Raw genomic sequence first — 13,383 nt, 5'->3', positions numbered from 1 at the left:
GGTCTGCGCGACGGCTACCGAGGAGTCCCCGGACCCGTCCCCGGTGGGGCGGGCGGTGGTGGGCCCGCCCGGTCCAGCAGGCCGGTCCTCGCCGCGAGGGCCGCCGCCTCCAGCCGGGAGCCGACGCCCAGCTTCATCAGGACCCGCTGGACATGGGTCCGGGCCGTCGACGGGGCTATCCCCATCCCCGCCGCGATCAGCCGGGTGTCCTCGCCGTCCGCGACCCGCACCAGCACCTCCACCTCGCGCGGAGTGAGCATCTGCAGCAGCCGCTGGCCCTCGTCGTCCGGCTGCGCCGCCGGGTTGAGCAGTTCGCTGAACGCGCCCTGCAACAGCTGCGGCGCCACGGCCGCCTCACCCGCCCGCGCCTTCATGATGGCCCGCTCGACGCCCTCGATGCGCTCGTCGTGACGTACGTAGCCCGCGGCGCCCGCGGCGAACGCGGCCGCGATGCCCCGCGGGTTCGGCACCGGCCCGAGGACCAGCACCGCCACCTGCGGGCGCTCCCGCTTGATGCGCACCACCGGGTCGAAGACCCCCGGCTCGGCGGGTGCCGCCGTACCCAGCAGGCACACCTCGGGTGCCCTGGTGATCACCAGTTCCGCCGCGCCCGCGGCGGGTGCCGCCGCGGCGAGCACCCGGTGCCCCCGCAGCTTCAGCGCCGAGGCCAGTGCCTCGGCGAGCAGCCGGTGGTCGTCGACCACCATGAGCCGCACTCCCATCGAGCAACCCCCCAGTCCCCCCATGGATGCCCACTATGGATGCCCACTGGCCCGCTCGGACAGAGGCCCACCGGCGCATCCCCCGCCCTCCATGTCCCCGGAAGCTACACGCTTGTTCGACGTTGCGCTTCCCTTACCGGTGAGAAGCGCCCCGGATTGCCGAAATCCAACGCATTCGCGCCTGATGAGGGGTACGTGCCGGGTCCCGCTCCTGAACTGGAGCGAGACCCTTCTCACGCGCGCCGGTGTGCTCCTTCACGCCGAAGCGGGCGCGCCGGTCGGACCGCGGGAACGCTCAGGCGTCCTCGGCGAGTTCGAGCCAGCGCAGCTCCAGCTCCTCCCGCTCGCCGGCGAGTTCCCGTAGTTCGGCGTCCAGCTTGGCCACCTTCTCGAAGTCCGTGGCGGACTCGGCGATCTGCTCGTGGAGCTTGGTCTCCCGCTCGGAGATCTTGTCCAGCTGCCGCTCGATCCGCTGCAGTTCCTTCTTTGCGGCCCGGGCGTCGGCGGCGGAGACGGCGGTCTTCGCGGCCACGGGCGCCGGGGTCACGGCCGCGGCGGCCGCTTCCTCCATGCGGTGCCGCCGCTCCAGGTACTCGTCGATGCCGCGCGGCAGCATCCGCAGCGTGGCGTCGCCGAGAAGGGCGTAGACCCGGTCGGTGGTGCGCTCGACGAAGAACCGGTCGTGGGAGATCACGATCATCGAGCCGGGCCAGCCGTCGAGCAGGTCCTCGAGCTGGGTGAGGGTCTCGATGTCGAGGTCGTTGGTGGGCTCGTCGAGGAAAAGGACGTTCGGCTCGTCCATGAGGAGACGCAGCAGCTGGAGGCGTCGCCGCTCACCACCGGACAGGTCGCCGACGGGCGTCCACTGCTTTTCCTTGGTGAAGCCGAAGGTCTCGCACAGCTGCCCCGCGGTCATCTCGCGCCCCTTGCCGAGGTCGACCCGCTCCCGCACCTGCTGCACGGCCTCCAGGACCCGCCGGCTCGGGTCGAGTTCGGCGACCTCCTGCGACAGATAGGCGAGCTTGACCGTTCGGCCCACGACGACCCGGCCGCCGGCGGGCTGCTGCTCGCCCTCGCTGCGCGCGGCGTCGGCCAGCGCCCGCAGCAGGGAGGTCTTGCCGGCACCGTTCACCCCGACCAGGCCGATCCGGTCGCCGGGACCGAGCTGCCAGGTGATGTGCTTCATCAGCACCTTGGGTCCGGCCTGCACCGTGACGTCCTCGAGGTCGAAGACGGTCTTCCCGAGCCGGGAGGAGGCGAACTTCATCAGTTCGCTGCTGTCCCGGGGCGGCGGCACGTCCTTGATCAGCTCGTTGGCGGCCTCGACGCGGAAGCGGGGCTTGGAGGTGCGGGCGGGCGCGCCGCGCCGCAGCCAGGCCAGCTCCTTGCGGACCAGGTTCTGCCGTTTGGCCTCCTCCGTGGCGGCGATGCGCTCACGCTCGGCACGGGCGAAGACGTAGTCGGAGTAGCCGCCCTCGTACTCGTGGACGGTGCCGCGCTGCACGTCCCACATCCGGGTGCAGACCTGGTCGAGGAACCACCGGTCGTGAGTGACGCACACGAGCGCGGAGCGGCGCTCACGCAGATGCTGGGCGAGCCAGGAGATGCCCTCGACGTCGAGGTGGTTGGTGGGCTCGTCGAGGACGATCAGGTCCTGCTCCTCGATGAGCAGCTTGGCCAGCGCGATACGGCGCCGCTCGCCACCGGACAGCGGGGCGATGACGGTGTCGAGGCCCTGAGGGAACCCGGGCAGGTCGAGTCCGCCGAACAGACCCGTGAGCACGTCCCGGATCTTGGCGTTGCCCGCCCACTCGTGGTCGGCCATGTCCCGGATGACCTCGTGCCGGACGGTGGCGGCGGGGTCGAGGGAGTCGTGCTGGGTGAGCACACCGAGGCGCAGCCCGCCGGAGTGGGTGACGCGTCCGGAGTCGGCCTCCTCCAGCTTGGCGAGCATCCGGATCAGGGTGGTCTTGCCGTCGCCGTTGCGTCCGACGACCCCGATCCGGTCGCCTTCGGACACGCCGAGCGAGACACCGTCGAGCAGGGCACGGGTGCCGTACACCTTGCTGACGTTCTCGACATTGACCAGGTTGACGGCCATTTCACTCCTGCGCACGGGGGTCGGTCAGCCTTCAAGCGTAGGGCCTCCGGGGGCGGTGGCGACGCGCGAGGGGGTCGTCACTCTTTGTGGTGACGTGATCCGAAGACGGCCGCTAGGTCGACAGGCCGTACGACATCGACATCGACCTGACCGCTGTCGACGAGCTCTGAGCCCTGGCCCCGTCAGGCAGTGGCGCCCCGGTCCCGCCCCGCCCGTTCCACCAGCAGCCACCCCGCGAGGGTCATCGCCACGGCCGCGGGAGCGGTCACAGGAACGGCTATCAGCAGCGCCGTACGGCCTTCGAGGAGTCCTCCGAAGCCGACCATCGACAGGCCCAGCACCCCGAACAAGGACAAGGTGACACCGAGCGCGGCAGCGGGTCCCGCCCAGGCGCGCGGCGCACTGGACTCCCTTACGCCCGAGGGTTTTTCGAAGGTACGGAAGGCGGCCACCAGGACCGCGGTGAGCGTCGCGGCGGCCGTGAGCCGCAAGGGTACCTGTATCCACCACGCACCCGAGCCGGGCTCCGGCATACGGACACCCGCCGCCAGCAGCGCCCCGTAGACGCCGAGCATCGCCGTCAGATGCCACAGGAAGGCGGTCATGGAGACGCCGCCCGCCATGACGACCGCGCGCCACACCCGCGGGCGCCGCAGCCATCGTGTGACGGGGGGCGCAGCAGTTCCACCGCCCCGACCAGCCACAGTCCGTGGCACAGCAGCGCGAGGGTGGGCGGCGCCATGTTGGAGATCCTCTCGCCGGGCATGCCGACCATGGACAGCGGATAGGGCCCGTACGCGACAAGCAGCGCGGCCGCCGCGAGTCCGGCGCCGGCGAGGAGGTACGGCCGGCGGAGTCTGCCGTCCGCGCGCAGGAATCCGAGCTGGTGGATCGCGAGCCAGACGAAGGCGAAGTTGAGGAACTCGACGTAGGGGACGCCCAGGCCGAGGCGGAGCACGTCGACGGCCGCGGCGGCGGCGACGAGCCCGCCGAACACGCCCCACCCCCGGCGTTCGTGGAGCCGGAGCAGCGGCGGCGTGAAGGCGACCATCGCGAGGTAGATCCCGACGAACCACAGCGGCTGCGCCACGAGCCGCAGCGCGATGTCGAGCAATCCGCCGCGCGCCCCGGTCAGTTGGAGCACGAGGGCGGCGGCGCCCCACACCCCGATGAACACGACCGTCGGCCGCAGCAGCCGCCGCAGCCGGGCGCGCAGGAAGGCCGAGTAGGCCTTGGGGCTCCCGCGCCGGGCGGAACGGCAGGACAGGGCGTGGGCGAAGCCACCCACGTAGAAGAACACCGGCATGACCTGGAACAGCCAGGTCAGCGGCTGGAGCCGGGGCTGGAGGGCGAGCAGGTTCCCCACCTGCACCTGCCCGTCGGTGTCCACGGACACGGCCGCCATCAGCCAGTGCCCGAGCACGACGACACCGAGGGAGCCGGCTCTCAGCAGATCGACGAACCGGTCACGGGACTCCGGAGTGGCGGCGGCGAGATCACTGGGTCTCATGGGGGTACGGTCGCGCGGCGCCCGGGGGCCCCGGCAGCGCGTTCGTACTCAACCGGCGTCTGAGTAGCCGCGTGAAGCGCCGTCCGAGCCCGCGCGCACGCCGGGGCGCACGCACCCGTCGCCCGCCGACCGCCTCGGACGACCACCCCTTACGACGACCGCCTCGGACGCCCCACTACGACGACCGCCTCGGACGGCGATCGCCTCAGCTGACGGTCGCCCCAGGCGCCGGCGCCTGGGCCACCCGGGCCGAGCGGCAGGTGCCCGAGGCCAGCAGGACCCGAGCGATCTCCGCCGCCGCGACGGCGTCCTTCGCGAGGAACGCCGTCGTCGGTCCCGAACCGGACACCAGGCCCGTGAGCGCCCCCGCCGCGCGCCCGGCGGCCAGCGTGTCCGCGAGCTCGGGGAACAGGGACAGCGCGGCCGGCTGGAGGTCGTTGGAGACCGCCGCCGCGAGCGCATCCACGTCGCCCTTCGCCAGCGCGTCGAGCAGCTCCTGCGCGGCGACGGGCTCGGGGATCCGTACGCCCTCGTTCAGACGGTCGAACTCGCGGAAGACGGCCGGCGTCGACAGTCCCCGCCCGGCCATCGCGAACACCCAGTGGAACGTCCCGCCGACCTCCAGCACCTGGAGCTTCTCGCCCCGCCCGGTGCCCAGCGCCGCCCCGCCCACCAGGCTGAACGGCACGTCGCTGCCCAACTCGGCGCAGATGTCGAGGAGTTCCTCGCGAGAGGCCCCCGTTCCCCACAGCGCGTCGCACGCCACCAGCGCCCCGGCGCCGTCGGCGCTGCCGCCCGCCATACCGCCCGCGACCGGGATGTCCTTGGCGATGTGGAGGTGCACATCGGGTGCCCGGTCGTAGCGCTCGGCGAGCGCGAGGGCCGCGCGGGCCGCCAGGTTCGTCCGGTCCAGGGGCACCTCGCCCGCGTCCGGGCCGGAGCAGGTGATCCGGAGCCCCTCTGCGGACGGGGTCGCCGTGACCTCGTCGTACAGGCCGACGGCGAGGAAGACGTTGGCCAGGTCGTGGAAGCCGTCGGGGCGGGCGGCACCGACCGCGAGCCGGACGTTGACCTTGGCGGGGACGCGGACCGTCACGCTCACTTACTCGGACTCCTCTGTGCGGGATGCGGCCCGTCGCGCAGCCGCCGTCAGTTGCTCTGCCGCGCGCGGTGCCGCGGCCTCGGCGATGCGCGCGAAGTCCTCCACGGTGAGGGACTCACCGCGCGCCTGGGGCGAGATACCGGCGGCGACGAGCGCGGCCTCCGCCGCCGCGGCCGACCCCGCCCAGCCGGCGAGCGCCGCCCGCAGCGTCTTGCGCCGCTGTGCGAACGCCGCGTCGACCACCGCGAACACCTCCGCCTTGGACGCGGCGGTCTTGACCGGCTCGGCCCGCCGGACCAGCGAGACCAGCCCGCTGTCGACGTTCGGGGCGGGCCAGAAGACATTGCGCCCGATGGCTCCGGCGCGCTTGACGTCGGCGTACCAGTTGGCCTTCACGGACGGCACCCCGTACACCTTGGAGCCCGGCGCGGCGGCCAGCCGGTCGGCGACCTCGGACTGCACCATCACCAGCGTCCGCTCGATGCTCGGGAACATGTCGAGCATGTGCAGGAGCACGGGAACGGCGACGTTGTAGGGCAGGTTGGCGACGAGCGCGGTGGGCGCGGGGCCCGGCAGCTCCCGCACCTGCAGCGCGTCGGAGTGCACCAGCGCGAACCTTTCGGCGCGCCCGGGCATCCGGGCGGCGATCGTCGCGGGCAGCGCCCCGGCGAGCACGTCGTCGATCTCGACGGCGGTGACCCGCTCGGCGACCTCCAGCAGCGCCAGCGTCAGTGAGCCGAGCCCAGGTCCCACCTCCACCACCACGTCGTCGGGCCGCACCTCGGCCGTGCGCACGATGCGCCGCACGGTGTTGGCGTCGATGACGAAGTTCTGGCCTCGTTGTTTGGTGGGGCGTACGCCGAGGGCCGCCGCCAGTTCACGGACGTCGGCGGGGCTCAGCAGGGCGTCGGGGGTGGAGCTGCTCACGGACCAAGGGTACGGGGCGGCGCGGGGCGCCCGTGTCCGCGCCGCCCGCCCCGCGCATCCGCCCCGCCGCTCAGCGATACAGCCGTGGCCCGCAGTGCGGCCAGGGACTGGATCCCTGGCGCACGTAGAGCTTCTTGGCACGGTAGGTCTGTTCCTCGGCCGGGGCGTCCTGCGGCCGGCCGGCGCCGCCGAGGCTGCGCCAGGTGCGCCGGTCGAACTGGTAGAGGCCGCCGTACGTGCCGGACGGGTCGACCGCGCTCGGGCGGCCCCGGGACTCGCAGAACGCGAGCCCGTGCCAGTTGAGGCCCTCCGCGCCCGAGACCGACTCCGGGCGCGGGCGGGTGCCCACCCGGATCAGCTGGGCCATGGGCTTCTGCACCACCTCGACCTCGATCCGGCGGGGCCGCTGCCGGACGCCGTTGACCGAGCGCAGCACGTAGGTCACCCGGCGGGTGCCGAGCTGTCCGGCGCGCGCCACGAGCACGGTGCCCCGGAGCAGGGTCGGATCCTTGGTGCGCCGTACGGTGAACGGGATTTGCTCCTCGCGGACCTCCCGGGATCCCCGCACCCGCAGCACGGTCACCGTCTGCCCGTCGGCCGGGAAGCTTCCCGGTGCCACGGAGGTGGTGTCCTCCCCGCGCAGGGTGATCCCGGCCTGCTCGACTACCTCCTGAACGGTGGCGGCATTGGTGCGGATCGTGCGCGGCCGTCCGTCCGCCAGAACGGTCACCGTGCGCTCGGTGCGGACGTCGAGTGTGAGCCCTTCGCGATGGATGGGCAGGGAGCGCGAAGTCGATACGTACGCGCCCTCGGCGCGCACCCCGAGCTGCTGGAGCGCGCCGTCCACCGTGCGCGCCGTCGTCCACACCTGTCTCCGGTGTCCGTCGAGGGTGAGGAACACCGGGCGGCCGTAGTGCACCGCGACCTCTTCGCCGCTGGTGAGCGGGGTGCCGGGCGCGGGCACGACGAGATCGTGCGGCCCGGCCGCCACGCCCTCCTGGGCGAGCAGTTCACCCACGTCCGCGGCGAAGGTGTGCAGGGTGCGGTGTCTGCCGTCCACGGTCAGGTCGATCGCCTTGTCCTTGGCGACGAACGCGGTGGTGCCGCCGGCGAGGAAGGCGACCACCAGCGCCTGCGGGAGCAGACGGCGCACGGGGTGACTGCGCGCGCCGCCCTTTCCGCGCCGCGCCGCGTGCCGGGCCTGAGTGCGCCCTACGGGGCGCGGGGGCGCCTCTGCCGGCCGCAGGGGTCCTGTGGCGTCCACCGGCCTCCGCAGCGGTCCTATGGTCTCCGCCTGGGGGCGCGGCAGCGGTGCCGTCGGTGCTCCGGCGCGCGCCGCGGCGACCCGCGGCTCGTACGCGGGCCGGTAGGTGTCCTGGTACATCCGGCCGTACGGCTCGTGGTCCTCGTACGCCGGTCTCGTGCCGTACGTCCCGTACGGCGGGTACTCCCGGTTGCTCACGACGACACGCTCCAGAGAAGGTCCGAAACGGGCGACCCAACCTAGCGGCTGGTCGTCACTCTCCAAAGCAACGTCGTCACACGGTGTTGCGACACGCCCACCGGGCGGTTGTGGTGAGGACTCCGGGCGGCCGACAGCCGCCCGGTCGGTGACGGTCAGTAGCCGAAGGCGCGTGCCGTGTTGTCCGCGAGGGCCGCCGCCAGCTCGTCCTCCGTGATCCCCCGCACCGCGGCCATCGCCCGGACGGTGACCGGGACGAGGTAGGGCGCGTTGGGCCGTCCGCGGTACGGCGCGGGCGTCAGGAAGGGCGCGTCGGTCTCCACCAGGACGAGCTCCAGGGGGGCGACGGCGAGCGCGTCGCGCAGCGGCTGTGCGTTCTTGAAGGTCACATTGCCGGCGAACGACATGAAGTACCCGGCGCGTGCGCAGACCTCGGCCATCGCCGCGTCGCCCGAGTAGCAGTGGAAGACGGTCCGCTCCGGCGCGCCCTCCTCCTTGAGGATGCGCAGCACATCGGCATGGGCGTCGCGGTCGTGGATGACCAGCGCCTTGCCGTGCCGCTTGGCGATCTCGATGTGCGCGCGGAAGGACCGCTCCTGGGCGGCCTTGCCCTCGGGCCCGGTGCGGAAGTAGTCGAGCCCGGTCTCGCCGACGCCCTTGACCTGCGGCAGTGCGGCGAGGCGGTCGATCTCGGCGAGCGCCTCGTCCAGGGCGGCGTCGCCGCCCGGCTCGCGTGCGCCCTGCCGGGACCGTCCTCCCCCAGCCCCAGGAGGCTGGGAGGTGCCCCCAGGATCGCCGTGGACGACACGCGGGGCCTCGTTCGGGTGCAGGGCCACCGCCGCGTGCACCGCGTCGTGGGCGGCGGCCGTCTCGGCGGCCCAGCGCGAGCCCCCCACATCGCAGCCGACCTGGACGACCGTCGTCACACCGACCGCCGCCGCCTTGGCGAGGCTCTCCTCGACGGTGCCGGACTGCATGTCGAGGTGGGTGTGCGAGTCGGCGACGGAGATGCCGAGGGGCTCGGGGAGCGGCGGCGGCACGTGCTTGTCGGACGCGGGGGAAGGCATGCCTCGATCCTACGGAAGGGGCATGCCGCCCCGGAAAGGGCCGCCTGTGGGGCTCAGCCCGCCTTGCGATGGTGGAACAACGGGTGGAGCAGGTCCATCAGATGCCAGTGGTGCTGTTCCTTGGGCTCTGCCGGTTCCGTCCGCGGCTCGTCGAGGTCCTTCCCGACGGCCGCCGACACCGGGCGGTGGTGCCGGTGCAGGGAGTTCTGCGCGGAGGACACCTGACCGGGACGCATGATGCGCACCACATGGCTGTCGCAGTTCAGGCAGGCGGGACGGCTCAGCGGCGACGGGACCACACGGCCGCCCGCCACGTATACGACGAACTCGTTGCCGTCGCCGTCGACGTGGTGCTCTATCTCGTACGACTGCTCCCAGCCGTGCCCGCAGCGCATGCAGGCGAAGGAATAGGACTCGTGGACGACGGCGGTCGCCGCACCTCGGTCGTACTGCCCGGTGACGTCACCGACCGCTGCGACCTGGCCGGTCCGCCCTGCGCTCTCACTCATGCCAGCTCCTCTTGTCCGCTGGACAAGCGCCCGGGTGGGGCGGGGTTCCCCCTGAATCCCGCGGTTCCCACGATGGGCGAGGGACGGGTACGTCCCTGCCCCCAGTGGACGCCTTCGCCGACGCGAAGGCACAGGGGCCTGTCGAGTGTTGGAGGCGATTTGGCAGTCGCTTGCCTAAGTGACCCGGATGGCGGCGTTACGGCTTTGCCTTCCACGACAGCCCTTTGCTCTCGCATGGGTCACCTGCTCATGGGAGATGAGCGCTGCTCAGAGCGGGTGTGAGCGGCACCACTCACCGTTCGGACGCACGGTGGCCGCCACCCAACCGCCCGGGCCCTACGCCGCACCCGCCACCCCCGCTCGGTGCCTCCGCCGCACCCGCCACCCCCGCTCGGTGCCTCCGCCACGCCCGCCACCCAACCGCTCGGTGCCCCCGCCACGCCCGCCACCCAACCGCCCGGGCCCCACGCCGCACCCGCCACCCAACCGCCCGGGCCCTACGCCACGCCCGCCACCCAACCGCCCGGTGCCCCCGCCACGCCCACCGCCCAACCGCCCGGGCCCTACGCCACGCCCGCCGCCTAGGCGTTCGCGTTCTTCGCGGCGACCACCGCGTCGAAGACCTCCCGTTTCGGCAGGCCCGCCTCCGCGGCCACCGCCGCGATCGCCTCCTTGCGGCGCTCCCCCGCCTCCTCCCGCACCCGGACCCTGCGCACCAGTTCCGCGGCGTCCAGTTCCCCGGCGGCCGGCTCGCCGGCCCCCTCCACCACCACGGTGATCTCGCCCCGGACGCCCTCCGCGGCCCACTCGGCCAGCTCGCCCAGCGGACCGCGCTTGACCTCCTCGTACGTCTTGGTCAGCTCACGGCAGACGGCGGCCCGCCGCTCGGGCCCGAACGCCTCGGCCATGGCGGCGAGGGTCGCGTCCAGCCGGTGCGGGGCCTCGAAGTAGACGAGGGTGCGCCGCTCGCCGGCCACCTCGCGCAGCCGCGACAGCCGCTCGCCCGCCTTGCGCGGCAGGAACCCCTCGAAGCAGAAGCGGTCCACCGGCAGCCCGGACAGCGCCAGCGCCGTGAGGACGGCGGACGGACCCGGCACTGCGGTCACCCGGACGTCCTTCTCCACGGCTGCGGCGACCAGCCGGTAGCCGGGGTCGGACACCGAGGGCATCCCCGCGTCGGTGACGAGCAGCACCCGCGCCCCGCCCGCAAGCGCCTCAACCAGCTCCGGGGTACGGGCGGACTCGTTGCCCTCGAAGTAGGACACGACGCGTCCGGCGGGCTGCACCCCCAGCGCCTGGGTGAGTCGGCGCAGTCGGCGGGTGTCCTCGGCCGCGATCACATCGGCGGTGGCCAGTTCCTCGGCGAGCCGGGGCGGCGCGTCCGCGATGTCCCCGATGGGAGTGCCGGCGAGGACCAGAATTCCGGGCGTTACTGTCACGTTTCCATCCTCGCAGGCGCCATGCACGGGACTCACACAGACGTGTTCCCTACGATGGCGCGGTGACCAGTACCGCGTCCTCCACGGACACCCGGCAGGCCAAGGCCACCGCAGACGAGCGGCCGACGTGGCAGCAACGGCTGCGCCGGTTCGGCTACGCCGCGCCCCCGAGAAGCGACGTCCGCGACCGGCTGGTGCCGCCCTACAGCGAGCCCAGCCCGCGCATCTGGGCGGCTCTCGGTCTGCCCCAGGGGGTCGCCGACCGCATCACGCGCTGGTCCGCGTGGGGCGGGCCGCTGATCGTGACGCTCCTGGCCGGGCTGATGCGGTTCTGGAACCTGGGCATCCCCCGGGCGGTGATATTCGACGAGACGTACTACGCCAAGGACGCCTGGGCGCTGATCCACAACGGGTACGAGGCCAACTGGGCCAAGGACGCCAACGACCTGATCCTGCAGCACAGCGGCCATGTGCCGATCCCCACGGACCCCGCGTACGTGGTGCATCCGCCGGTCGGCAAGTACGTCATCGGCCTCGGCGAGCTGATCTTCGGGTTCAATCCGTTCGGCTGGCGCTTCATGACGGCGCTGCTCGGCACGCTCGCGGTGCTGCTGCTGTGCCGCATCGGCCGGCGTCTGTTCCGCTCGACCTTCCTCGGCTGCCTGGCCGGCGCGCTGATGGCGGTGGACGGGCTGCAGTTCGTGATGAGCCGCACCTCGCTCCTCGACGGTGTCCTGGAGTTCTTCGTCCTCGCGGCCTTCGGCTGTCTGCTCGTCGACCGCGACCGGGCCCGGGCGAGACTGGCGGCCGCGCTCCCCGCGGACGCCGACGGGCGGGTACGTCCCGACGCGCACACCGCCGAGAGCACCCGTCTGGGATGGCGGCCGTGGCGCTGGGCGGCGGGCCTGATGCTCGGACTGGCCATCGGCACCAAGTGGAACGGCCTCTACATCCTGGCGGCCTTCTGTGTGATGGCGGTGCTGTGGGACGTGGGCGCGCGCCGGGTCGCGGGCGCCCCTCACCCGTACCGGACCGCCCTCAAGCGCGACACGGGCATCACCTTCCTGGCGACGGTCCCGGTGGCTCTGGCCGTGTACCTGGCCTCCTGGATCGGCTGGATCCTCTCCCCGGCCGACGGCACGGGCGGCTACTTCCGCAACTGGGCCGCCACGGACGGCAAGGGCGGCAACTGGACCTTCCTGCCCGACTGGCTGCGCAGCCTGTGGCACTACGAGCACGAGGTCTATCTCTTCCACGTCCATCTGTCGTCCCCGCACACCTACCAGTCGAACCCGTGGAGCTGGATCGTCCTGGGCCGCCCGGTCTCGTACTTCTACGAGTCCCCCTCCCCCGGCCAGTCCGGCTGCCCCGCGGACGCGGGCCAGAAGTGCGCCCGCGAGGTCCTCGCGCTCGGCACCCCGCTGCTGTGGTGGGCGGCCTGCTTCGCGATCCTGTACGTCCTGTGGCGCTGGGCGTTCCGCCGGGACTGGCGGGCGGGCGCGATCGCCTGCGGCATCGCGGCCGGATACCTGCCCTGGTTCCTGTACCAGGAGCGCACGATCTTCTTCTTCTACGCGGTCGTCTTCCTGCCGTTCCTGTGCCTGGCGGTGGCGATGATGGTCGGCGCCCTCGTCGGCCCGCCCGGCGCGGACGAACGCCGCCGGGTGGTGGGAGCGGCGGGTGCGGGCGTCCTGGTCCTGCTGATCGCCTGGAACTTCATCTACTTCTGGCCCATCTACACGGGCACGGCCGTCCCGATCGACCAGTGGCGGTCGCGGATGTGGCTGGACACCTGGATCTAGCTGGACGGACACACGACGAGGGCGCGGCGGCCGGCCGCGCCCTCGTGGTCGTTGTTGGTCGTCAACGGTCGCCGATGGCCACCCTCGGACGGCGCGGAGACGGCCCGGAGACGGCCCGGTTCCGGCGACACGGCAGATTTCAGCGGGCTGGCCCCGTTCGGCCTGAGCAGGCCCCTTTCTCGTTCGTGGCTCCATCGGGGGACACCTGGGGGCCCGAGATGTCCCCGCCCCAAGCGATTGAGTTGCGGGCCGTCCCAGGCCGTGTGCCGTCCGGCGCGAAATGGTAGGAGGACGGTTTTCAAGACCGGCCGGACTCGCACGGCCAGATGGGCCCTGCCCTGCTCTGAAAGTACCTTCGGTCGCACCGTTCGGCCCGTGTCGGCCGGAGGATGACCACAGAGCAACCTGAGGGTCTGCTCCTGTTCCGCCGACCGTCCGCTTTTCAGGCCGTGACCAGGAGCGACCGAGCCTGATCCTCGAACTGTCGGTGGTCTCAGTCGGGCGTGGTTGTCTGCTGCTGTTGGCGTATCGCCGAGGATGCCTCCAACCATGGTCACGCGGCGAATCACGTGCATTCTCGCCAAAGTGATGTAAGTCACCCACCGGGGCCTTCGGGCGTGGGCGTGACGCCTGCACATACACAGGCCTCCATGTGCAGGTCTGCTGTCTGCACATGGAGGCCCATGCGGAGCGGCGGAGTGCCGCTACTTGGTGCAGACGGTGTGCGGCTTGACCCAGACCT

9 protein-coding genes and 1 pseudogene are annotated in these 13,383 nt (G+C 72.4%); 1 reads left to right on the top strand and 9 read right to left on the bottom strand.

Features of this window, described 5'->3' with window-relative positions:
• Window positions 1-14: 14 nt before the first annotated feature.
• From ACFY2Z_RS25615 to rsmI, 9 genes and pseudogenes are all read right to left on the bottom strand, one after another.
• On the bottom strand, window positions 15-722 hold the full coding sequence (locus ACFY2Z_RS25615) for a LuxR C-terminal-related transcriptional regulator (RefSeq protein ID WP_311697596.1): 708 nt from the start codon (window positions 720-722) through the stop codon (window positions 15-17).
• Between the two features lie 295 nt (window positions 723-1,017).
• Window positions 1,018-2,823, bottom strand: a complete 1,806-nt coding sequence (locus ACFY2Z_RS25610; RefSeq protein ID WP_390746443.1) for an ABC-F family ATP-binding cassette domain-containing protein — start codon at window positions 2,821-2,823, stop codon at window positions 1,018-1,020.
• 182 nt (window positions 2,824-3,005) lie between these two features.
• Window positions 3,006-4,333: pseudogene (locus ACFY2Z_RS25605) on the bottom strand (acyltransferase).
• Window positions 4,334-4,538: 205 nt separating this feature from the next.
• On the bottom strand, window positions 4,539-5,435 hold the full coding sequence (locus ACFY2Z_RS25600; RefSeq protein WP_390746442.1) for a 4-(cytidine 5'-diphospho)-2-C-methyl-D-erythritol kinase: 897 nt from the start codon (window positions 5,433-5,435) through the stop codon (window positions 4,539-4,541).
• The gene (gene rsmA / locus ACFY2Z_RS25595) at window positions 5,436-6,362 is read right to left on the bottom strand and encodes a 16S rRNA (adenine(1518)-N(6)/adenine(1519)-N(6))-dimethyltransferase RsmA (protein ID WP_390746441.1); all 927 of its coding nucleotides are present in this window, start codon (window positions 6,360-6,362) and stop codon (window positions 5,436-5,438) included. It abuts the gene before it with no gap.
• Window positions 6,363-6,432: 70 nt separating this feature from the next.
• Window positions 6,433-7,746 (bottom strand): ubiquitin-like domain-containing protein, encoded by a 1,314-nt coding sequence (locus ACFY2Z_RS25590; RefSeq protein WP_390746547.1) that lies wholly within the window; start codon window positions 7,744-7,746, stop codon window positions 6,433-6,435.
• A 233-nt stretch (window positions 7,747-7,979) separates the two neighbouring features.
• A complete protein-coding gene (locus ACFY2Z_RS25585; RefSeq protein ID WP_390746440.1) occupies window positions 7,980-8,891 on the bottom strand; it encodes a TatD family hydrolase in 912 nt (303 codons plus the stop codon).
• 53 nt (window positions 8,892-8,944) lie between these two features.
• Window positions 8,945-9,400, bottom strand: a complete 456-nt coding sequence (locus ACFY2Z_RS25580) for a hypothetical protein (RefSeq protein ID WP_390746439.1) — start codon at window positions 9,398-9,400, stop codon at window positions 8,945-8,947.
• 581 nt (window positions 9,401-9,981) lie between these two features.
• Window positions 9,982-10,839: a 16S rRNA (cytidine(1402)-2'-O)-methyltransferase gene (gene rsmI, locus ACFY2Z_RS25575; protein ID WP_390746438.1), complete on the bottom strand. Its 858-nt coding sequence runs from the start codon at window positions 10,837-10,839 to the stop codon at window positions 9,982-9,984.
• A 62-nt stretch (window positions 10,840-10,901) separates the two neighbouring features.
• Between rsmI and ACFY2Z_RS25570 the strand changes: the two genes are divergently transcribed.
• A complete protein-coding gene (locus tag ACFY2Z_RS25570) occupies window positions 10,902-12,641 on the top strand; it encodes a dolichyl-phosphate-mannose--protein mannosyltransferase (protein ID WP_390746437.1) in 1,740 nt (579 codons plus the stop codon).
• Window positions 12,642-13,383 lie beyond the last annotated feature (742 nt).

It is taken from the genome of Streptomyces sp. NPDC001222, from assembly GCF_042896945.1.
GTDB lineage: Bacteria > Actinomycetota > Actinomycetes > Streptomycetales > Streptomycetaceae > Streptomyces > Streptomyces gibsoniae.
Note: the sequence above shows the minus strand (reverse complement) of the source record. Positions and strands in the feature narration are given on the sequence as shown.

Coding starts and splice junctions, on each gene's coding strand:
- ACFY2Z_RS25580 (WP_390746439.1), bottom strand. CDS start 9,400: ATGAGTGAGAGCGCAGGGCGGACCGGCCAGGTCGCAGCGGTCGGTGAC.
- ACFY2Z_RS25615 (WP_311697596.1), bottom strand. CDS start 722: ATGGGAGTGCGGCTCATGGTGGTCGACGACCACCGGCTGCTCGCCGAG.
- ACFY2Z_RS25590 (WP_390746547.1), bottom strand. CDS start 7,746: ATGTACCAGGACACCTACCGGCCCGCGTACGAGCCGCGGGTCGCCGCG.
- ACFY2Z_RS25610 (WP_390746443.1), bottom strand. CDS start 2,823: ATGGCCGTCAACCTGGTCAATGTCGAGAACGTCAGCAAGGTGTACGGC.
- ACFY2Z_RS25585 (WP_390746440.1), bottom strand. CDS start 8,891: ATGCCTTCCCCCGCGTCCGACAAGCACGTGCCGCCGCCGCTCCCCGAG.